The sequence below is a fragment of the Crenobacter sp. CS_VA4 genome (assembly GCF_055597485.1).
The window spans coordinates 316125-334606 of record NZ_JBVMAE010000001.1 but is presented as its reverse complement, the minus strand read 5'-3'; the positions used below and the strand labels follow the sequence as shown (position 1 = coordinate 334606).

Below are 18482 nucleotides of genomic sequence, written 5' to 3'. Positions count from 1 at the left end.
AATCGGTCGCTTATGGCAAAATTGCCATACTAGCAAAGCCGGCCGATGCCGTGCACCCACCCTTCTTAGCGGAACCCGCCACCATGACCGAAAGCGAATTTCTCGACCTGTCCGATGCGATTTTTGGCCGCATCGAAACCGCCATCGACGACGCCGGCCTCGACGCCGACTACGTGACCAACGGCAATGTGCTCGAGCTGGAATTCGCCGACGGCACCAAGGTGATCGTCAACCGCCACACGCCGAACCAGGAACTGTGGATCGCGGCGAAGAGCGGCGGCTTCCACTTCGCCTTGCGCGACGGCGCCTGGCTGTCCGCGCGCGACGGCGCCGAGTTCTTCGCCACGCTGTCGCAGGTGGTCAGCGACGCCGCCGGCGAGCCGTTCAGCCTGTCCTGATGCCGGCCGAGCCGTGGGGGCTGGCCGGGCTCGCCGCGTCGGCCTTCCTGTCGGCGACCATCCTGCCGGGCAATTCCGAAGTCGCGCTGACCGCCTTCCTCTATAAGTGGCCCGACTGGCTGTGGCCGGCGCTGCTGCTGGCGACCGTCGCCAACAGCGCCGGCAGCGCGACCAGCGTCTGGCTGGGGCGGCGGGTGCCGAAGAAGGCGCTGTCGCCGCGACTGGCAGGCTGGTTCGAACGTTTCGGCCCGGCGACGCTGCTGCTGTCGTGGGTGCCGTTCATCGGCGATGCGCTACCGCTCGCGGCCGGCTGGTTGCGCCTGAAATGGGGGCCCTGCCTAGTCTGGATTAGCGTCGGCAAATTTCTGCGCTATGCCGCGATCGGCCTGGCGATGCACTACCTCTAGCCGGGCCGGGTCCGCGACCGGCCATTTGATACACTCACGCAAAGATTGTCAGAGAACCTGAATGTCCAGTAGTCATATCCCCCGCAAGCGTTTCGGCCAGAACTTCCTGCAGGACGCGCGCGTGATCGAAGACATCGTGCGCGCGGTCGGCCCTGAGCGCGACGACACCGTGATCGAGATCGGCCCCGGCCTCGGCGCGCTGACCGAGCCGCTGCTCGACCGCCTGAATCACCTGCACGTCGCCGAGATCGACCGCGACATCATCGCCCGGCTGAAGGACCGCTTCAGCCCCGAGCGGCTGACCATCCACGAGGGCGACGCGCTCGCGTTCGACTTCGGCAGCCTGCCCGGCCGGATCAAGGTCGTCGGCAACCTGCCGTACAACATCTCGACCCCGTTGCTGTTTCACCTGGCGAGCTTCGCCGACAAGGTGATCGACATGCACTTCATGCTGCAGAAGGAAGTGGTCGAGCGGATGGTCGCCGAGCCGTCGACCGCCGACTACGGTCGCCTCACCGTGATGCTGCAGTACCGCTTCGAGATGGACAATCTGTTCATCGTGCCGCCCGGCGCGTTCCACCCGCCGCCGAAGGTCGAGTCGGCGGTGGTGCGGATGATCCCGAACCCGGGCCGGGTCGGCGTGGCGCACGACGAGAAACAGTTTGCCGAGCTGGTGGCGCAGGCGTTCGGCCAACGGCGCAAGACGCTGCGCAACAACCTGAAGGGCGTCGCCAGCGACGACGATTTTGCCGCGCTCGGCATCGACCCGGGCATCCGTCCGGAAAACCTGGCGGTGGCCGACTACGTGCGGCTCGCCAACCACCTGGCGAAGGCCGATTGAATACTGCCGCTTGTCCGGCCGCGAATCAGCGGGCAGAATCGGCCACTTCATGTCATTGTTGATTAACGACGGCATGAACTATTCATACGGCTTGCGCTTGGCGCGGGCTGATACGGGGCAGCGTCAGCGCGTTGCCGGCACTTGCTGCGGGAAGCGCGACCATGATTCGTTTCGTCAACGTGCACAAATGGTTCAAAGACCTGCATGTGCTCAACGGCATCAACCTCGAGGTTAAGGCCGGCGAGGTGGTGGTGGTGTGCGGGCCGTCCGGTTCGGGCAAGTCGACGATGATCCGCACCGTCAACCAGCTCGAGTCGATCAGCGACGGCGAGATCTGGGTGGACGGCAAGAACGTCACCGATCCGAAGACCGACCTGAACGCCTTGCGCGCCGAGGTCGGTTTCGTGTTCCAGCACTTCAACCTCTATCCGCACCTGTCGGTGCTCGACAACATCACGCTGTCGCCGATCCAGGTGAAGAAGCAGAGCCGTGCCGCCGCCGAGAAACGCGCCGGCGAACTCTTGGAACGGGTCGGCCTCGCCAGCAAGCGCGACGCCTTCCCGGCGCAGCTGTCCGGCGGCCAGCAGCAACGCGTGGCGATCGCCCGGGGCCTGGCGATGGACCCGCGCGTGATGCTGTTCGACGAGCCGACCAGTGCGCTCGACCCGGAAATGATCGGCGAGGTGCTGAAGGTGATGAAGGACCTGGCCTTGTCCGGCATGACGATGATGGTGGTCACCCACGAGATGGGCTTCGCCCGCGAGGTGGCCAACCGGGTGGTGTTCATCGACCACGGCCAAGTGCTGGAGGAAGCGTCGCCGAACGACTTCTTCCTCAGACCGCAACATGAACGGGCGCAGCAGTTCCTCAAGCAACTGCTCAGCCCGATGCACCAATAAAAAATATAAGGAGAACCTCGAATAACCGTCGCGAGCGGCACGCAGGCGAGGCGGACAGTGCACAGAAACCGGAGTGGACTCGATGTCCATGAGGATTCTGGACTGAGCGAATTGCAAATTCGCACGCTCAGAGCACTGCCAACGAAGCATCCGTGCCGCGCGGCAGGTTTTTAGAGGTTCTCGAAGGTTTCGGCCGACCCTTCCCCCATAACAGAAGGGCGGCTCCTCGCAGCAGCAACGTTATCAACAGGAGAGACTGTCATGAATGTACGTACACAGCTGATCGGCGCGGCGGTAATCGGGGCCCTGGTGGCGGCACCGGCGATGGCCGCCGAGCTCACCGGTACCCTGAAGAAGATCAAGGAATCCGGCGTGATCGTGCTGGGTAACCGCGACGCCTCGATCCCGTTCTCGTACCTGGCCAACGACCCGCAGAAGCCGATCGGCTACTCGGTGGACCTGGCCAACAAGGTCGCCGAGGCGGTGAAGAAAGAGCTGAAGATGCCGAACCTGCAGGTGCGCTACAACTTGGTCACCTCGCAGACCCGCATCCCGCTGGTGCAGAACGGCACCGTCGACCTCGAGTGTGGCTCGACCACCAACAACCTGGAGCGCCAGAAGCAGGTCGACTTCTCGGTCGGCATCTTCGAGATCGGCACCCGCCTGCTGACCGCCAAGACCTCCGGCGTCAAGGATTTCGGCGACCTGAAGGGCAAGAACGTGGTGACCACCGCCGGCACCACCTCGGAGCGCCTGTTGAAGTCGATGAACGCCGCGCAGAGCATGGGCATGAACATCATCTCGGCGAAAGACCACGGCGAATCGTTCCTGATGCTGGAGTCGGGCCGCGCCGTGGCGTTCATGATGGACGACGCGCTGTTGTACGGCGAAATGGCCAAGGCCAAGAACCCGACGGGCTGGGTGGTGACCGGCAAGCCGCAGTCGTTCGAGATCTACGGCTGCATGCTGCGCAAGGGCGACCCGCAGTTCAAGAGGGTGGTCGACGACGCGCTGAAGGCGACATTCAAGTCCGGCGAAGTCAACAAGATCTACGCCAAGTGGTTCGAGTCCCCGGTGCCGCCGAAGGGCCTGAACCTGAACTTCCCGATGTCCGACGTGTTCAAGAAGCTGGTGGCCAATCCGACCGACAAGTCGGCCGAACAGCTGTAATTCGCGTCCCGCTGACGCTGTAACGGGGGCTGCCCCCGGCGTGCCGAGCCTGTCTCGCCGCGTCGGGGCGGTGCCCTTTTTGTCTGTTGGAGGTGACGATGAATTACCACTGGGACTGGGGCGTGTTCTTCAAGTCCACCGGCATCGGCCACGAGATCTACCTGGACTGGTTCGTCGCCGGCCTAGGGTGGACCGTCGCGGTGGCGCTGGCGGCGTGGGTGATCGCGCTGATTCTCGGCAGCTTGCTCGGCGTGCTGCGCACGCTGCCGAACAAGGCGCTAGCCGGCTTGGCAAGCGGCTACGTGGCGCTGTTCCGCAACGTACCCTTGTTGGTGCAGCTGTTTCTCTGGTACTTCCTGGTGCCGGACTTCCTGCCCGACTCGGTGCAGATCTGGTTCAAGCAGGGCCTGAAGCCGGCGACCTCGGCGTATATGTCGGTGGTGGTGTGCCTGGGGCTGTTCACCGCCGCGCGGGTGTGCGAGCAGGTGCGCACCGGCATCGAGGCGCTGCCGAAGGGCCAGAGCTACGCCGCCTACGCGATGGGCTTCACGCTGCCGCAGGTGTACCGCCATGTGCTGCTGCCGCAGGCGTTCCGCATCATCATCCCGCCGATGACCAGCGAATTCCTCAACGTGTTCAAGAACTCGTCGGTGGCGTCGCTGATCGGGCTGATGGAATTGCTCGCGCAGACCAAGCAGACCGCCGAGTTTTCGGCCAACCTGTTCGAGGCGTTCACCCTCGCCACGCTGATCTACTTCGTGCTCAATATGAGCCTGATGAAGCTGATGGGCTGGGTGGAAAACCGGGTGCGCGTGCCCGGTCTGATCGGGAGCAACGGCAAATGATGGACTTCAGTCAGATCATTCCTGCGTTGCCGGCCTTGACCGACGGCATGGTGCTGACCTTGCGCCTCTTGGGCATGGCGGTGACGGGCGGCGTGGTGCTCGGCACCTTGCTGGCTCTTGCGCGGCTGTCGGACATCCGGCTGCTTTCGGGCCTCGCCAAGTTCTACGTCAACTACTTCCGCTCGATCCCGCTGTTGCTGGTGATCTCGTGGTTCTACCTGGTGGTGCCGCTGATCTACAACTGGATCACCGGCAGCTTCGAGCCGGTCGGCGCGTTCACCTCGTGCCTGGTGGCGTTCGTGATGTTCGAGGCGGCGTACTTCTCGGAGATCGTCCGCGCCGGCATCCAGGCTATCCCGAAGGGCCAGGTCAACGCCGCCTACGCGCTGGGGATGAACTACGCCCAGGCGATGCGCCTGATCGTGCTGCCACAGGCGTTCCGCAAGATGACGCCGCTCTTGTTGCAGCAGAGCATCATCCTGTTCCAGGACACCTCGCTGGTGTACGCGGTGGGCCTGCTCGACTTTCTCAATACCGCCCGTTCGAAGGGGGACATCGTCGGCCTGCCGCACGAGTTCCTGATCTTCGCCGGCGCGGTGTATTTCGTGATCAGTTTCGGCGCGACGCAACTCGTCAAGCGCCTGCAGAAGAGGTTCGCGGTATGACAGCCATGATTCAGCTCTCCAACGTCAGCAAGTGGTATGGCAGCTTCCAGGTGCTGACCGATTGCAGCACCCAGGTCGCCAAGGGCGAGGTGGTGGTGGTGTGCGGGCCGTCCGGCTCGGGCAAGTCGACGCTGATCAAGTGCGTGAACGCGCTGGAACCGTTCCAGAAGGGCACCGTCCTGGTCGACGGCATTTCGGTCGGCGACCCGAAGACCGACCTGCCGAAGCTGCGTAGCCGCGTCGGCATGGTGTTCCAGCACTTCGAGCTGTTCCCGCACCTGTCGATCACCGACAACCTGACGATCGCGCAGATGAAGGTGCTCGGCCGCTCGCGCGACGAGGCCAACGAGAAGGGCCTGAAGTATCTCGACCGGGTCGGCCTGAAGGAGCAGGCGGCGAAGTTTCCCGGCCAGCTGTCCGGCGGCCAGCAGCAGCGCGTGGCGATCGCCCGCGCGCTGTCGATGGACCCGATCGCGATGCTGTTCGACGAGCCGACCTCGGCGCTCGACCCGGAGATGATCAACGAGGTGCTCGACGTGATGACCGGCCTGGCGCACGAGGGCATGACGATGATGTGCGTGACGCACGAGATGGGCTTCGCCCGTCGCGTCGCCAACCGGGTGATCTTCATGGACCAGGGCCGCATCGTCGAGGACTGCACCAAGGACGACTTCTTCGGCGCGCCGCGCGGCGAGCGGGCGCAGCATTTCCTGTCGAAGATCCTGCAGCACTGAGCCGGCACCAGCGAGGGTCCGTGAAAACGCCGCATCCTCGGGTGCGGCGTTTTTTTATTGATGCTATAAAGTGATTTTGAGATTAATTTAAAATTAGCCCTTTTTTCAGCCCAGTCCAACGCGCCATCATGTCCGAACCACAGGTGTTTCTAGGCCGACAGCCGATCGTCGACCGCCAGCTGGCACTGGTGGCGTACGAGCTGTTGTTCCGATCCAGCCGGGAAAACCGCGCGCGGGTGGTCGACGAGCAGGTGGCGACGGTGACCGTGCTGCGTCATATGTTCGTCGACCTGGGGCTGGTCACCGCGCTGGCCGGCCACCCCGGCTTCGTCAACGTCGGCGAGGGGCTGCTGATGGGACCCTTGCTCGACGCGGTGCCACCGGCGCAGGTGGTGCTGGAGTTGCTGGAGACGATCGCGATCACCCCGGCGGTGATCGCGCGCTGTCGCGAACTGAAGCGGCATGGCTTCAAGCTGGCACTCGACGACCTGACCGAGCTGACCGACGCGCACCGCGCGCTATTGCCGCTGCTCGACTATGTGAAGCTCGACCTGCCGGCGTTGAGCCCGACGCAGCTGGCACGGCTGGTGCGCGAGATCAGGCCGTACGGGCCGCTGCTGTTGGCCGAAAAGGTCGATTCGCGCAAGGACTTCGAGCGTTGCCGCGCGCTCGGCATCGACCTGTTCCAGGGTTATTACGTGGCGCGGCCGACCGTGCTGTCCCGGCCGGGCTGACGCTAGAGCAGGTCGAGGTGGTCGAGCCCGCCGCGCCCTTCGCGGCGGCGACCGTTGTCGCCATAGAGCTTGATCCTCAGGCGCAGGTCGTTCAGCGAATCGGCGTTCTTCAGCGCGTCTTCATAGCCGATCTTGCCCGCTTCAAACAGCGCGAACAGCGCCTGGTCGAAGGTCTGCATGCCGATTTCCTGCGCGCGTGCCATCACCTCCTTGATCTGCGCGATCTCGCCGCGGAAGATCAGCTCGGCGATCAGCGGGCTGTTCAGCAGCACCTCCACCGCCGCCACCCGGCCGCTGCCGCCGCGCCGCGGCAGCAGCCGCTGCGAGACGATCGCCCGCATATTCAGCGACAGGTCCATCAGCACCTGCGGGTGACGCTCGGCCGGGAAGAAGTTGAGGACGCGGTCGAGCGCCTGGTTGGCGTTGTTGGCGTGCAGCGTGGCCAGGCACAGATGGCCGGTCTCGGCAAACTGCAGGCCGAGCAACATGGTGTCGCGGTCGCGGATCTCGCCCATCATGATCACGTCCGGCGACTGGCGCAGCGCGTTCTTCAGCGCCACCTCCCAGCTGTCGGTGTCGACGCCGACCTCGCGCTGGGTGACGATGCTCTGCTTGTGCGCGTGGACGAACTCGATCGGCTCCTCGACGGTGATGATGTGGTCGCCGGCGTGGCGGTTGCGCCAGTCGATCAGCGCGGCGAGCGTGCTCGACTTGCCCGAGCCGGTGCCGCCGACCACGATCACCAGGCCGCGCTTGAGCATCGCCACGTCTTCGAGCACCGCCGGCAGGCCGAGGCTGCCGAGCTCCGGGATCGCGGTGTTGATCTTGCGCAGCACCATGCCGACCCGGCCCTGCTCCTGATAGGCGCTGACCCGATAGCGGCCCTGACCTGCCGGCTGGATCGCGAAGTTGGCCTCGCGGCAGGCGTCGAATTCCGCGGCCTGGCGCTCGTTCATCACCGCGCGCACCAGCGCGCGGCAGTGCGGCGCGGACAGCGCCTGTGGCGCCACCGGCACGATCCGGCCGTCGACCTTGATCGCCGGCGGGAAGTCGGCGGCGATGAACACGTCCGAGGCGTTGCGCTCGTGCGCGTGCTGCAGGATGTCGTGGATGAGGCGCGACGCCTGGTCCTGTTCCATCTTCGCTCCTAGAACTGCGCCGGATTGCTCGCCTGGCCGCGCGCCTCGGCGGCGCTGATCCGGTGGCGCCGCACCAGCTCCTGCAGGCTCTGGTCGAGCGTCTGCATGCCCTGCTGCTGGCCGCTCTGCAGCGCCGACACCAGTTGCGCGACCTTGTTCTCGCGGATCAGGTTGCGCACCGCGGCGGTGCCGAGCAGGATCTCGTGCGCGGCGACCCGGCCGTCGCCGTCGCGGTTCTTCAGCAGCGTCTGCGCGACCACCGCGCGCAGGCTTTCGGCCAACATCGCGCGCACCATGTCCTTCTCGCCGGCCGGGAACACGTCGATGATCCGGTCGATGGTCTTCGGCGCGCTGCTGGTGTGTAGCGTGCCGAACACCAGGTGGCCGGTCTCGGCGGCGGTCAGCGCCAGCCGGATCGTCGCCAGATCGCGCAATTCGCCGACCATGATCACGTCCGGGTCCTCGCGCAGCGCGCTATTGAGCGCGTTGTCGAAGCTGTGCGTCTGCAGCCCCAGCTCGCGCTGGTTGACCAGGCACTTCTTGCTGTCGTGGACGAATTCGATCGGGTCCTCGATGGTCAGGATATGGCCGAAGCGGGTCTCGTTGACGTGGTCGAGCAGCGCCGCCAGCGTGGTCGACTTGCCCGAACCGGTCGGCCCGGTGACCAGCACCAGGCCGCGCGGGTAGCCGGCGATCTCGCGCAGGATCGCCGGCGCGTTCAGCTCCTCCAGCGTCTGGATCCGGGTCGGGATGTTACGGAACACCGCCGCGAGACCGCGGTTCTGCACGAAGGCGTTGACGCGGAAGCGCGCGATGCCGGGCAGGTCGAACGAGAAGTCGCACTCCAGCGTTTCCTCGAACAGCTTGCGCTGGTAGTCGTTCATGATGTCGTACACCATGTCGTGCACGTCGGCCTGCGTCAGGGGCGGCAGGTTGATGCGGCGCACGTCGCCGTGCACGCGCAGCATCGGCGGCAGGCCGGCCGACAGGTGCAGGTCGGATGCCTGGTTCTTGACGGTAAACGCCAGCAGCTCGGCAATGTCCATCGGAGACTCCGCGAATCGGAAGTCAGGATGATGGCATAGCCGTGCCGGCAAGCAAAACGGCCGGTGGCGTGCGAAGACGCCACCGGCCGGCGGTAGGGCGGGAGGTACGCTCAGGCGGTGGTGTTGACCTGGGTGCCACCGCTGCTGGCCAGCGCCGGGGTGGCCGGGGAGGTGCCGGACGCCTGGCTGTCGGCGGCCTTGTGCCCGCCGCCGCGGCGCGCCGGTATCGTCGCCGCGGTGCTTCCCTTTATAATTCCATTCATCCCATTCACGTTTGGCCGGGGTACTGCCCCGTTCGGCCGTCACCGCCGGGCGCTGGTGCCGTTGGTCCGGCAAGACAAGGAAGGTCATGGATCACCCGATTTCCCGCGCGCTGGCCGACGTCGGCGCGCGGCTGGCCGCCGCCGAACAGGCGGCCGGCCGCCCCGCCGGCAGCGTTGCGCTGCTGGCGGTCAGCAAGACCTTTCCCGAGCCGGCGCTGCGCGCGGCGTACGCCGCAGGCTGCCGCGAGTTCGGCGAAAACTATGTGCAGGAACTCACGGCCAAGGCGGCCGCGCTGGCCGACCTGCCCGATCTGGTCTGGCACTTCATCGGGCCGTTGCAGTCGAACAAGACCCGTGCGGTGGCGGAACTGGCACACTGGGTGCATTCGGTCGACCGGCTGAAAGTCGCCGAGCGGCTGGCGGCGCAACGCCCGGAGGGGCTGGTGGCGCTGAACGTCTGCCTGCAGGTGAACGTGTCGGGCGAGTCGAGCAAGAGCGGCTGCACGCCGGAGGCGCTGCCGGCGCTGGCGCGGGAAGTGGCGGCGCTGCCGCGGCTGCGTTTGCGCGGGCTGATGTGCATCCCCGAGCCGACGCCGGACACCACCCGCTTGGCCGAACAGTTTGCACGGCTGCGCCGGCTGCGCGATCAGCTGGCCGGCGACGGCATCGCCCTTGATACGCTGTCGATGGGCATGTCGGCCGACCTCGAGGTGGCGGTGGCCGAAGGCGCCACGCTGGTGCGGGTCGGCACCGCGATCTTCGGCGCGCGCGATTATTCCCGACCCTGAGCCGGCCCCGCTGCGGCGTACCCCAAGGGGGCCTCGAAAAACCGTCGCGAGCGACACGCAGGCGAGGCGGACGGAGCGCAGAAACCGGAATGGACTCGATGTCCATGAGGATTTCGAGCACCGCCCAACGAAGCATCCGTGACGCGTAGCAGGTTTTTCGAGGTTCCCCCAACAATAATGAGGACCAAGAATATGCAGATTACCTTCATCGGCGGCGGCAATATGGCGACCGCCATCATCGGCGGGCTGGTCAAACAGGGCGGCCACCAGATCCAGGTGGTCGACCCGAACGCCGACCGCCGCGACGCGTTGTCCGCCTTGCCCGGCGTCTCAGCCAGCACGGCGGTGCCGGCGTTGTCGGTCGACGAGGTGGTGGTGCTGGCGGTGAAGCCGCAGCAGCTCAAGGGCGTGTGCGAGGCGCTGTCGGCGACGCTGAACGGCGCGCTGGTGGTGTCGATCGCCGCCGGCGTGCGCCTGGCGGCGCTGAGCCGCTGGCTCGGCGGCCACGACCGCATCGTGCGGGTGATGCCGAACACCCCGGCGATGGTCGGCAAGGGCGTGTCGGGCCTGTTCGCCGACGCTGCGGTCGGCGAGGCCGACCGCAAGGCCGCCGACGCGATCATGGGCGCGACCGGCGTGACGCTGTGGCTGGCCGACGAGGAAGGCATCGACGACATTACCAGCGTGTCCGGCAGCGGCCCGGCCTACGTGTTCTACTTCATGGAGGGGATGATCAACGCCGCGCGCGAGGTCGGCTTCTCCGATGCCGAGGCGCGCCGGCTGGTGCTGGCCACCTTCGAGGGGGCGGTGGCGCTGGCGCAGTCGACCGATACCGACATCGCCCAGCTGCGCGCCAACGTGACGTCCAAGGGCGGCACCACCGAGCGGGCGATCGCGCGCTTCGACGCCGAACTCGTCAAGGCGGCGATCGTGCAGGGTGCCCGTGATTGCCGCGCCCGCTCGATCGAGCTGGGCGAACAGCTGAGCCGGGACTGATCCATGTTGGCCGAAACCCTGCAATTCCTGATCAAGACGCTGGCCGACCTGTTCACGCTGGTGCTGCTGCTGCGTTTCTATCTGCAGGTGACGCGCGCGCCGTTCAAGCACCCGCTGGCGCAGTTCTGCCTGGCGCTGACCAACTTCGCGGTGCTGCCGGCGCGCAAGCTGATCCCGAGCATCAAGGGCTACGACAGCGCGACGCTGACGCTGGCCTGGCTGGTCAGCCTGATCGCCAACGCGGTGGTACTGGCGCTCAACCCGTGGCCGTACAACTTCGCCGTGCCGCAGACCTGGCTCGCGCTGGCGCTGCTGTCGCTGCTCGACGTGTTCAAGCAGTCGCTCTATCTGTTGATGGGCGCGGTGCTGGTGCAGGCGGTGATGTCGTGGGTGAACCCGTACAACGCGATGACGCCGATCCTCGATGCGCTGACCCGGCCGTTCCTGAAACCGCTGCGTCGCTTCGCGGTCGGCGGGATCGACCTGTCGCCGCTGGTGCTGTTCCTGCTGATCCAGGTGGTGCTGATGCTGCCGGTGCGCCTGGTCGAGCTGTCGCTGGTCGAGCAGCTGAAGCTGGTGGTGTGAACGCGATGCGAGGAAACGCGATGAAGAAACTGCTGGGCCTGGCCGTGCTGGGCCTCATGGCCGGCACCGCCCAGGCCAACCCGCAGCTGGCGCAGAAGTACAGCTGTACCGAATGTCATGCCGCCGACAAGAAGCTGGTCGGGCCGTCCTGGCAGGAGATCGGCCGCAAGTACGCCGGCGACAAGGGCGCCGGGGCGAAGCTCGCCGCCAAGATCAAGGCCGGCGGTTCGGGCGTGTGGGGACCGGTGCCGATGCCGCCGAACCCGCAGGTCAGCGACGCCGAGCTGAAGACGCTGGTGCAGTGGATTCTGGCGCAGAAGTAAGCGCCGCCTCGCCGCGCCGCAGCCGCCCTAGCCGGGCGGCTGTTTTTTTGGGGGTGAGTCAGCGGATATTGCTGTCGCGCAGCGCGTCGGGCAGGCCATCGTGCCCGCCCAGCTCGCGTTCCGGCACGTCGTGCCAGTGCTGGGCGCCGATTTCGGCATTGCGCGCCGGGTGCAGCGGGTAGTGCACCCGGTTGTCGGCGCGGCGAGTGTCGCCGACCACCAGCAGCCGTACGTCGGCGTCGCTGTTGTTGAGGAAGCTGTGCGCGAGACCGCTGCCCGGCACGAAGCCGACCGCGTCGCCCGGGCCGAGCCGGTGTAGCACCCCGTCGAGCCAGACGTCCGGCGTGCCCTCGATCACGTAGACGAACTCCTCCTCGCTGCTCTCGGCGTGCGGCCAGGAGGTGCGCCGGCCCGGCGGCAGCAGCTCGTGGTGGATGCCGAGCCGGGTGAAGCCGAACGCCCGGCCGAACGGCGCGCCGATCGACAGCAACTCGTCGCTGCCCGGGTAGCGGTCGTCGTCGGGCTCCTGGATGTCGCGGTAATGCTTGATGCAGTCGGGGCTCATGCGTTCTCCTGACGGTGGCGGCCGATCCGGCCGAGATGGGTGTCGGCGAAACCGCTGGCGTACTTCAGGCCGTAGCCGAGCGCGCGGTCGAAACCGATGTGGGCGAACCAGATCAGCGCTGCCTGCAACAGCCGCGGCGTCGCCAGCCAGATGCCGAGCGCGGCGAGCAGCGCCGGGCCGAGCTTGCTGTGCGTCAGGTTATAGGCCACCGCGCCGCCGAGTACGGTCAGCGTCAGCAGCGCCAGTCCTTCCCGCCGCAGCGTGGTCGTACGGCACCTGTGACCGCGCCCATGGGCAGCTCCTGATTGCCGCGGGTTGACCCGGCCGGGTATAAAGTTGCGCCCATGTTGGCTGAAAACCGTGTCATTGTCATGAATAACCGGGTGGGCCGGGCGGGATGGCGGGCGGGCGGGCCATATCGGGCTTGTTTGCCGATACGAATGGGCTATACCTGTGTCAGCCTTGTGACAAGCACTGAGCATGGTTCAAGAAGGTTGCTTATTCTCCGAGCGGTCGGTAATCTTGCCTCCCTGTTTGCCCACCAACTTTTTGATGGAAGCCTAACTATGGCCAAGCTGACCGAACAAGACATCCTCAATTGGAATGGCGGCGACGACGACTACATGAACGCCGATCACCTTGAATATTTCAAGGAGCTGTTGTTGCAGTTGCAGCAGGAAATGCTGAACAACGCCAACGCCACGGCCAACCACCTGCAGGAACAGGAAGCGACCCCGGACCCGGCCGACCGCGCCACCCTCGAAGAGGAATACGCGCTGGAGCTGCGTACCCGCGACCGCGAGCGCAAGCTGTTGCAGAAGATCCAGGCCTCGCTGCGCCAGATCGAAGACGGCTCCTACGGCTACTGCGAAGACACCGGCGAGCCGATCGGCCTGAAGCGGCTGATGGCACGGCCGACCGCGACGCTGTCGGTCGAGGCGCAGGAGCGCCGCGAACGGATGAAGCGCCAGTACGCGGACTGACGGTGGCTCACCCCGTCCCGCCCGCCAACGCCGCCCCTTGGGGCGGCGTTTTCCTTTGTCGGACAGACTTGTCGCAGTGCGCAAAATGCGGGTAGTCTGTGGGAATACCTAAATGAATACCCGGACATTAGAGAAACCGCCATGCAACGCCAGACCGACGACGTCAGAATCCGCGAAATCAAAGAACTGCTGCCGCCGATTGCCCATCTGTACGAGCTGCCGATCAACGAGTCGGCGTCCGAGCTGATCTACACCACCCGCCGCGAGATCGCCGCACTGCTGCGCGGTGAGGACGACCGACTGCTGGTGGTGATCGGGCCGTGTTCGATCCACGATACCGAGGCCGCCGAAGAATACGCGCACAAGCTGCTGAAGCTGCGTCAGGAATACGCGCGCGAGCTGGTGGTGGTGATGCGCGTCTACTTCGAGAAGCCGCGCACCACGGTCGGCTGGAAGGGTCTGATCAACGACCCGCACCTGAACGAGAGCTATGACATCAACGCCGGCCTGCGCATCGCGCGCAAGCTGCTGCTCAACCTGAACAGCATGGGCGTGCCGGCGGCGACCGAATTCCTCGACATGATCACGCCGCAGTACTTCGCCGACCTGATCTCCTGGGGCGCGATCGGCGCGCGCACCACCGAGAGCCAGGTGCACCGCGAGCTGGCGTCCGGCCTGTCCTGTCCGGTCGGCTTCAAGAACGGCACCGACGGCAACCTGAGGATCGCGGTCGATGCGATCCGCGCCGCCAGCCAGCCGCACCACTTCCTGTCGGTGACCAAGACCGGCCATTCGGCGATCGTGTCGACCGGCGGCAACCCGGACTGCCACGTGATCCTGCGCGGCGGCAAGGAGCCGAACTACTCGGCCGACCATGTCCGCGCCGCCGGCGCCGAGCTGGCCGCGGTGGGGCTTTCGCAGAAGCTGATGGTCGACTTCAGCCACGCCAACAGCCGCAAGGACTACAAGCGCCAGATGGAAGTGGCCGAGGACATCGCCGGCCAGCTGGTCGCCGGTGACCAGCACATCTTCGGCGTGATGGTGGAGAGCCATCTGGTCGAGGGCCGTCAGGACCAGAAACCGGGTTGCGAGCTGACCTACGGTCAGAGCATCACCGACGCCTGCATCGGCTGGGACGACACCGAGAAGCTGGTGAAGACGCTGGCCGACGCGGTGCGTGTCCGTCGCGACAAATTCGGTGTGCCGGCCGGCAAATAAGCCTGTCGCATTCCGCCCGACAACGCCCGGCCTCGTGCCGGGCGTTTTGCGTTCGGTTTCACGTGGAACACGGCTGCGGCCAGGCATGGTCGACACGAGAGATGTGCAACTCGCGCCGGGTGAGCCGGCCCCGGACAGTGTTCGCAGACGACCCACGTTGGCTGTGCCGCAACTCTTCATCTCTTTCAGCCAACGTTGTTGGGAATTGCGGCTTTGTCGGTCTCGCCCGACCGGCGAGGTTCTTTCTTTTGTTTCGCCAAAAGAAAGAACCCAAAGAAAAGGCGACCCCGCGACGCCGGCCCGCTGCGCGGGCTACCCTGCGGGCGCCACGGCCAACGGGCGGCTGCGCAACTCGCGCCGACTGCGTCGGCACTCGGACAGTGCTCGCCGACACCCCCCGTTGGCCGTGACGTCCTCGGCGGCGTCGAAGGGGGATGGGTGGTCGTCGGCGGCCGTCGTGAGTTGGATTGGAAAATCAGTTAATTGTTGGGCTGTTGCTGATTGTGGATAAAGCGGCAGTTGGCGTTTGGCTGTGGATAAACCCTAAGGTTGGCCGAAAGCCGGATAAGTGATCCCGTTGAAAAACGGATGCTTTCGGCCAACCTTGGCGCATCAGCCAGCAGATCCACCACAGCGCTTCACATCTTAGAATTCATACCCGGAATTCACACTCGTCGCAATCATCCTGCCCGTCCCCTTTGCGCTGCCGAGCGATCGTCAAGCGGCCAGGTTTTAAGCCGCCGCTTGTTCGAGTGGGCGGACGTTAGCCGCCCGCGAGTTCGGCGGCGCCTGGCCGCTTGGCAGGCGCGAGGGAAGCCGAAGGCCAGCGCATCGGGGTCGCATTTTCTTTGGGTCCTTTCTTTTGGCGAGACAAAAGAAAGGACCTCGCCGGTCGGGCGAGACCGACAAAGCCACAGCCCGCACCAACGTTGGCCGAAGCAGGGAAACAACAAATGCGGTGGATAACGTGCCCGCCGCTAAGCATTCCCCCTACCCCTCTTCCCGCGGCCCCGGCCACTCCGGCCGCGCCGCAGGATCCACCACCGTCATCCCCACCCCCTCGGTCGCCCGCACCGGCACCCCGCGCGGGTCGAAATCGTCGAGACAGAACACGTTCACCCCGTAGTGGTCCGGCGCCGCGCGCTTGCGGTGGAACGGGTAGATGCCGCAGCGCGAGCAGAAGTAGTGCTGCGCCCGTCGGCTGTTCCATTGGTACAGGCTCAGCGCCTCCTCGCCCTGCAGCAGGGTCAGCTGGATCTCGTGCACCTTAGCCATCAGCGCGTTCTTCTTCACGCACAGCGAGCAGTCGCAGGTGGTCAGCTCGGTGATGGCGGCGTCGACGCGAAAGCGTACCGCGCCGCAGTGACAGGAACCGTGGTAGCTAGGCATGGTGTTCTCCTGAACGAGGTTCGGCCAACGTTAGCGCTCGACCCGCCGCCTGCATCGCCGCGGCCAGCGCACGCTGGTTGTCGTCGCCGCCGGCGAGGCGGGCGATCACGCTTTGCCGGTCGGCGTCACTACGGTTCTGGCTGAGCTTGAACTTGCCGACCAGGCTGTCGACGTCGATCTCGAAGCCGACGATGTGCGGCAACAGGCCGGCCTGGCGTTCGGGATCGTAGCGCCACGGCGTGGCCGAACCCTGCTCGAACCGATCGCTCAGCGCCGCCATCCGTGCGTGCAGAAGCTCCGGCTCGTCGACGCGGCGAAGTACCCCGTCGGCGTACACCGCCTGGTAGTTCCAGGTCGGCACGAGATTCGGCGTGACGTAGTCGTTCGGCGACATGCAGTCGTGCGGGCCGAGGAACAGCGCGCGCACCCGGTCGCCGTCGAACAGCGTGTCGAGCTGCGGGTTGGCGCGCGCCAGGTGGCCGAACAGCGTGAGCGGCTCGCCCGCTGCCGATACCGGCAGCAGCGCCAGGTGGCTCAGCTCGGGCAGCTCGGCGCCGTTGCTCATCAGCACCGCAAACGGCCAGGCGTGGATCGCGGCGACGAGGCGTGCCGGGTCGGGTTCGATGAAGTGCTCGGGGATGTAGGGCATGGCGGGACTCGCTAGGGCGATGACGACAGCCCATCGTAGCGGCGCCGGGCGGCGGCGAACAGAACCAAAACACCCGGCGAGGCCGGGCGTGCGAGGGACCGCTTGGTGGTACTTACGGCAGCAGCGTGATGCGCTGGGCGCTCGGTACCGGCAGCTTGCTGGACGCACTATAGCCCTTGAAGTAGGCGTCGAGCGCGTCGATGTCGGCGCTGCCGACCACCCGGTTGCGGCCTTGCTTCAGCACGGTCAGGCCGTCGCCGCCGTCGGCCATGAAGCTGTTGACGGTGATCCGGTAGTCCTGCGCGAGCTGCAGCGGCTGGCCGTTGATCGTGACGCTGCCCACCTGTACCTTGCTGCCAGCCGGCGCCGCGGCGGAGTAGCTGTAGGCGAGCGTGCTAGACACCTGCATCACCCGCATCTTGGCCGGATCGGTCCACTGCTGCTCGAGCAGGTCGACCAGTTGTTGGCCGGACAGCGTCAGCGTCACCAGCAGGTTGTTGAACGGCTGGGTGGTGAACAGCTGGTTGTAGGTGACGCTGCCGTCGGCGGCCGGCGTGATGTCGGCGCGGATGCCGCCCGGGTTCATCAGCGCCAGCTGCGCGCCCTGGCTGGCGGTGGCGGCCAGCTGCGCGTCGGCGATCACGTCGCCCAGCACCGACTCGCCGGCGGCGTTCTGGCTCTTCGGCAGGTTGCCGGCGGCGTAGCCGGACACCCGGTTGGCGATCGGCGCCACCAGCGTCTTATAGAGACTCACCAGCTGGGTGAGCACGCTGTCCGGGGCGATGTCGCGGGTGGCGATGCGGTTGGTCGCCTTCAGCGTGGCCGGTACGATGGTGCCGGTGGTCGGGTCGAGCTGGAAGTCGACCTCGGTGAACATCTGGCCGTAGTTGTACGCGCTGGTGACGCGGCGGCCGTCGATCACGCAGTTGTACGCGCGGTGGGTGTGGCCGGTGAGCACCAGGCCGACCGCCTTGTCGAAGCCCTTGACGATGTTGACGATCGCGTCGGAGATGCCCTGGCAGTCGTTGTAGCTGCCGGTCTGCAGCCCGCCCTCGTGCACGACGACGACGATCGCGTTGACGCCCTGCTGCTTCAGCGTCGGCACCAGCTGGTTGACGGTGGCGACCTCGTCCTTGAACGACAGGCCCTGCACGCCGGCGGCGGTGACGATGTCCGGCGTGCCCTTCAACGTCATGCCGATGAACGCGACCGGCACACCGCCGAAGCGCTTGATCTCGTAGGCGGGGAACAGCGTCTTGCCGTCGGCCTTCTCGACGTTGGCGGCGAGGAAGCGGAATTTGGCGCCGGTGAAGTTGCCGTTCTGGCAGCTGGTGGTGCTGCCCGGCTTGCAACCGCCCTGCTGCATGCGCATGAGCTCGTCCTGGCCGTCGTCGAACTCGTGGTTGCCGACCGCGTTGATGTCGAGGCCGAGCTTGTTCATCGCCTCGATCGTCGGCTCGTCATGGAACAGGCTGGAGATCAAGGGGCTGGCGCCGATTAGGTCGCCGGCCGACACCACCACGCTGTTGGGCACCTGGGCGCGGCGCTGCTTGATCCAGGCGGACAGCGTGTCGACGCCGCCGGCGGCGAGCTTGACGGTCTTGCTGGCGTCGTTCGGGTCGGGGACGGTGACGGTGGCGGACGGGGTCTCCAGGTTGCCGTGGAAGTCGTTGATTGCGATCAGCCGCACCGGCACCGGGGTGGTGTTGGGCTGGGTGGCGTCGGCAACGGCCGCGGTCGGGGCGCCGGTGGCCGAACCGTTCTGACAGCCGGTGAACAAGGCGCCGACGGCGAGCGCCAGCAGCAGGGGACGCAAAGACATGCAGATACTCCTCGGTGAACGAA

At 66.1% G+C, this 18482-nt stretch carries 23 protein-coding genes; 15 read left to right on the top strand and 8 right to left on the bottom strand.

Going from position 1 to position 18482, the window contains the following annotated elements; translation table 11 throughout:
* Nucleotides 1-83: 83 nt before the first annotated feature.
* The 9 genes from cyaY (at nucleotide 84) to ACZ2IA_RS01610 (ending at nucleotide 6693) form a co-directional block, all read left to right on the top strand.
* Entirely contained in the window at nucleotides 84-398 is a 315-nt protein-coding gene (gene cyaY / locus ACZ2IA_RS01650) for an iron donor protein CyaY (RefSeq protein WP_470290812.1), read from the top strand.
* Nucleotides 398-805: a YqaA family protein gene (locus tag ACZ2IA_RS01645; RefSeq protein WP_470290811.1), complete on the top strand. Its 408-nt coding sequence runs from the start codon at nucleotides 398-400 to the stop codon at nucleotides 803-805. Before cyaY ends, ACZ2IA_RS01645 begins: the two co-directional genes overlap by 1 nt.
* A 61-nt stretch (nucleotides 806-866) precedes the next feature.
* The gene (gene rsmA, locus ACZ2IA_RS01640; RefSeq protein ID WP_470290810.1) at nucleotides 867-1646 is read left to right on the top strand and encodes a 16S rRNA (adenine(1518)-N(6)/adenine(1519)-N(6))-dimethyltransferase RsmA; all 780 of its coding nucleotides are present in this window, start codon (nucleotides 867-869) and stop codon (nucleotides 1644-1646) included.
* Between the two features lie 161 nt (nucleotides 1647-1807).
* Nucleotides 1808-2545 (top strand): amino acid ABC transporter ATP-binding protein, encoded by a 738-nt coding sequence (locus ACZ2IA_RS01635; RefSeq protein ID WP_470290809.1) that lies wholly within the window; start codon nucleotides 1808-1810, stop codon nucleotides 2543-2545.
* A gap of 261 nt (nucleotides 2546-2806) precedes the next feature.
* Nucleotides 2807-3715 (top strand): glutamate/aspartate ABC transporter substrate-binding protein, encoded by a 909-nt coding sequence (locus ACZ2IA_RS01630; RefSeq protein ID WP_470290808.1) that lies wholly within the window; start codon nucleotides 2807-2809, stop codon nucleotides 3713-3715.
* Between the two features lie 98 nt (nucleotides 3716-3813).
* On the top strand, nucleotides 3814-4560 hold the full coding sequence (locus ACZ2IA_RS01625) for an amino acid ABC transporter permease (RefSeq protein WP_470290807.1): 747 nt from the start codon (nucleotides 3814-3816) through the stop codon (nucleotides 4558-4560).
* Nucleotides 4560-5225, top strand: a complete 666-nt coding sequence (locus ACZ2IA_RS01620; RefSeq protein ID WP_470290843.1) for an amino acid ABC transporter permease — start codon at nucleotides 4560-4562, stop codon at nucleotides 5223-5225. Before ACZ2IA_RS01625 ends, ACZ2IA_RS01620 begins: the two co-directional genes overlap by 1 nt.
* A complete protein-coding gene (locus ACZ2IA_RS01615) occupies nucleotides 5222-5959 on the top strand; it encodes an amino acid ABC transporter ATP-binding protein (protein WP_470290806.1) in 738 nt (245 codons plus the stop codon). The genes ACZ2IA_RS01620 and ACZ2IA_RS01615 overlap by 4 nt, the downstream gene beginning before the upstream one ends.
* A gap of 128 nt (nucleotides 5960-6087) precedes the next feature.
* Nucleotides 6088-6693, top strand: a complete 606-nt coding sequence (locus ACZ2IA_RS01610) for an EAL and HDOD domain-containing protein (protein ID WP_470290805.1) — start codon at nucleotides 6088-6090, stop codon at nucleotides 6691-6693.
* A gap of 2 nt (nucleotides 6694-6695) precedes the next feature.
* Here the strand turns inward: ACZ2IA_RS01610 and ACZ2IA_RS01605 are convergent, their stop codons facing one another.
* The 3 genes from ACZ2IA_RS01605 to ACZ2IA_RS01595 all read right to left on the bottom strand — a co-directional run bounded on the left by ACZ2IA_RS01605 (nucleotide 6696) and on the right by ACZ2IA_RS01595 (nucleotide 9141).
* Nucleotides 6696-7832, bottom strand: a complete 1137-nt coding sequence (locus tag ACZ2IA_RS01605; protein ID WP_470290804.1) for a PilT/PilU family type 4a pilus ATPase — start codon at nucleotides 7830-7832, stop codon at nucleotides 6696-6698.
* An 8-nt stretch (nucleotides 7833-7840) separates the two neighbouring features.
* Complete coding sequence (locus ACZ2IA_RS01600) at nucleotides 7841-8878, bottom strand: type IV pilus twitching motility protein PilT (protein WP_470290803.1); 1038 nt, start codon at nucleotides 8876-8878, stop codon at nucleotides 7841-7843.
* Nucleotides 8879-8988: 110 nt separating this feature from the next.
* The gene (locus tag ACZ2IA_RS01595; protein ID WP_470290802.1) at nucleotides 8989-9141 is read right to left on the bottom strand and encodes a hypothetical protein; all 153 of its coding nucleotides are present in this window, start codon (nucleotides 9139-9141) and stop codon (nucleotides 8989-8991) included.
* A gap of 86 nt (nucleotides 9142-9227) precedes the next feature.
* Between ACZ2IA_RS01595 and ACZ2IA_RS01590 the strand changes: the two genes are divergently transcribed.
* From ACZ2IA_RS01590 to ACZ2IA_RS01575, 4 genes are all read left to right on the top strand, one after another.
* A complete protein-coding gene (locus tag ACZ2IA_RS01590) occupies nucleotides 9228-9929 on the top strand; it encodes a YggS family pyridoxal phosphate-dependent enzyme (protein WP_470290801.1) in 702 nt (233 codons plus the stop codon).
* A 192-nt stretch (nucleotides 9930-10121) separates the two neighbouring features.
* Nucleotides 10122-10925 carry a pyrroline-5-carboxylate reductase gene (gene proC, locus ACZ2IA_RS01585; RefSeq protein WP_470290800.1) on the top strand — a complete coding sequence of 268 codons (804 nt, stop codon included), beginning with the start codon at nucleotides 10122-10124 and terminating at the stop codon, nucleotides 10923-10925.
* Between the two features lie 3 nt (nucleotides 10926-10928).
* Nucleotides 10929-11510 (top strand): YggT family protein, encoded by a 582-nt coding sequence (locus tag ACZ2IA_RS01580; protein WP_470290799.1) that lies wholly within the window; start codon nucleotides 10929-10931, stop codon nucleotides 11508-11510.
* A gap of 20 nt (nucleotides 11511-11530) precedes the next feature.
* Entirely contained in the window at nucleotides 11531-11833 is a 303-nt protein-coding gene (locus ACZ2IA_RS01575) for a c-type cytochrome (RefSeq protein ID WP_470290798.1), read from the top strand.
* Between the two features lie 58 nt (nucleotides 11834-11891).
* Here ACZ2IA_RS01575 and ACZ2IA_RS01570 read toward each other — a convergent pair whose 3' ends face one another.
* Together ACZ2IA_RS01570 and ACZ2IA_RS01565 are read right to left on the bottom strand one after the other, a co-directional pair.
* Nucleotides 11892-12398 carry a cupin domain-containing protein gene (locus ACZ2IA_RS01570; RefSeq protein ID WP_470290797.1) on the bottom strand — a complete coding sequence of 169 codons (507 nt, stop codon included), beginning with the start codon at nucleotides 12396-12398 and terminating at the stop codon, nucleotides 11892-11894.
* A complete protein-coding gene (locus ACZ2IA_RS01565) occupies nucleotides 12395-12607 on the bottom strand; it encodes a DUF4260 family protein (RefSeq protein ID WP_470290796.1) in 213 nt (70 codons plus the stop codon). Before ACZ2IA_RS01565 ends, ACZ2IA_RS01570 begins: the two co-directional genes overlap by 4 nt.
* A gap of 357 nt (nucleotides 12608-12964) precedes the next feature.
* Here ACZ2IA_RS01565 and dksA point away from each other — a divergent pair, with 357 nt between their 5' ends.
* On the top strand, nucleotides 12965-13381 hold the full coding sequence (dksA, locus tag ACZ2IA_RS01560) for an RNA polymerase-binding protein DksA (protein WP_470290795.1): 417 nt from the start codon (nucleotides 12965-12967) through the stop codon (nucleotides 13379-13381).
* 141 nt (nucleotides 13382-13522) lie between these two features.
* Complete coding sequence (gene aroG / locus ACZ2IA_RS01555; protein ID WP_470290794.1) at nucleotides 13523-14599, top strand: 3-deoxy-7-phosphoheptulonate synthase AroG; 1077 nt, start codon at nucleotides 13523-13525, stop codon at nucleotides 14597-14599.
* A 990-nt stretch (nucleotides 14600-15589) separates the two neighbouring features.
* On the opposite strand, the gene ACZ2IA_RS01550 is transcribed toward aroG, so the two are convergent.
* The 3 genes from ACZ2IA_RS01550 to ACZ2IA_RS01540 all read right to left on the bottom strand — a co-directional run bounded on the left by ACZ2IA_RS01550 (nucleotide 15590) and on the right by ACZ2IA_RS01540 (nucleotide 18459).
* Nucleotides 15590-15988 carry a GFA family protein gene (locus tag ACZ2IA_RS01550; protein WP_470290793.1) on the bottom strand — a complete coding sequence of 133 codons (399 nt, stop codon included), beginning with the start codon at nucleotides 15986-15988 and terminating at the stop codon, nucleotides 15590-15592.
* The gene (locus tag ACZ2IA_RS01545) at nucleotides 15981-16637 is read right to left on the bottom strand and encodes an FMN-binding negative transcriptional regulator (protein WP_470290792.1); all 657 of its coding nucleotides are present in this window, start codon (nucleotides 16635-16637) and stop codon (nucleotides 15981-15983) included. The genes ACZ2IA_RS01550 and ACZ2IA_RS01545 overlap by 8 nt, the downstream gene beginning before the upstream one ends.
* Nucleotides 16638-16749: 112 nt before the next feature.
* A complete protein-coding gene (locus ACZ2IA_RS01540; protein ID WP_470290791.1) occupies nucleotides 16750-18459 on the bottom strand; it encodes a bifunctional metallophosphatase/5'-nucleotidase in 1710 nt (569 codons plus the stop codon).
* Nucleotides 18460-18482: the final 23 nt, after the last annotated feature.

Coding starts and splice junctions, on each gene's coding strand:
- ACZ2IA_RS01600 (WP_470290803.1), bottom strand. CDS start 8,878: ATGGACATTGCCGAGCTGCTGGCGTTTACCGTCAAGAACCAGGCATCC.
- ACZ2IA_RS01635 (WP_470290809.1), top strand. CDS start 1,808: ATGATTCGTTTCGTCAACGTGCACAAATGGTTCAAAGACCTGCATGTG.
- ACZ2IA_RS01540 (WP_470290791.1), bottom strand. CDS start 18,459: ATGTCTTTGCGTCCCCTGCTGCTGGCGCTCGCCGTCGGCGCCTTGTTC.
- aroG (WP_470290794.1), top strand. CDS start 13,523: ATGCAACGCCAGACCGACGACGTCAGAATCCGCGAAATCAAAGAACTG.
- ACZ2IA_RS01610 (WP_470290805.1), top strand. CDS start 6,088: ATGTCCGAACCACAGGTGTTTCTAGGCCGACAGCCGATCGTCGACCGC.
- ACZ2IA_RS01570 (WP_470290797.1), bottom strand. CDS start 12,398: ATGAGCCCCGACTGCATCAAGCATTACCGCGACATCCAGGAGCCCGAC.
- ACZ2IA_RS01575 (WP_470290798.1), top strand. CDS start 11,531: ATGAAGAAACTGCTGGGCCTGGCCGTGCTGGGCCTCATGGCCGGCACC.
- ACZ2IA_RS01545 (WP_470290792.1), bottom strand. CDS start 16,637: ATGCCCTACATCCCCGAGCACTTCATCGAACCCGACCCGGCACGCCTC.
- ACZ2IA_RS01645 (WP_470290811.1), top strand. CDS start 398: ATGCCGGCCGAGCCGTGGGGGCTGGCCGGGCTCGCCGCGTCGGCCTTC.
- proC (WP_470290800.1), top strand. CDS start 10,122: ATGCAGATTACCTTCATCGGCGGCGGCAATATGGCGACCGCCATCATC.
- ACZ2IA_RS01580 (WP_470290799.1), top strand. CDS start 10,929: ATGTTGGCCGAAACCCTGCAATTCCTGATCAAGACGCTGGCCGACCTG.
- rsmA (WP_470290810.1), top strand. CDS start 867: ATGTCCAGTAGTCATATCCCCCGCAAGCGTTTCGGCCAGAACTTCCTG.
- ACZ2IA_RS01590 (WP_470290801.1), top strand. CDS start 9,228: ATGGATCACCCGATTTCCCGCGCGCTGGCCGACGTCGGCGCGCGGCTG.
- cyaY (WP_470290812.1), top strand. CDS start 84: ATGACCGAAAGCGAATTTCTCGACCTGTCCGATGCGATTTTTGGCCGC.
- ACZ2IA_RS01620 (WP_470290843.1), top strand. CDS start 4,560: ATGGACTTCAGTCAGATCATTCCTGCGTTGCCGGCCTTGACCGACGGC.
- ACZ2IA_RS01550 (WP_470290793.1), bottom strand. CDS start 15,988: ATGCCTAGCTACCACGGTTCCTGTCACTGCGGCGCGGTACGCTTTCGC.
- ACZ2IA_RS01625 (WP_470290807.1), top strand. CDS start 3,814: ATGAATTACCACTGGGACTGGGGCGTGTTCTTCAAGTCCACCGGCATC.
- dksA (WP_470290795.1), top strand. CDS start 12,965: ATGGCCAAGCTGACCGAACAAGACATCCTCAATTGGAATGGCGGCGAC.
- ACZ2IA_RS01595 (WP_470290802.1), bottom strand. CDS start 9,141: ATGAATGGAATTATAAAGGGAAGCACCGCGGCGACGATACCGGCGCGC.
- ACZ2IA_RS01630 (WP_470290808.1), top strand. CDS start 2,807: ATGAATGTACGTACACAGCTGATCGGCGCGGCGGTAATCGGGGCCCTG.
- ACZ2IA_RS01615 (WP_470290806.1), top strand. CDS start 5,222: ATGACAGCCATGATTCAGCTCTCCAACGTCAGCAAGTGGTATGGCAGC.
- ACZ2IA_RS01605 (WP_470290804.1), bottom strand. CDS start 7,832: ATGGAACAGGACCAGGCGTCGCGCCTCATCCACGACATCCTGCAGCAC.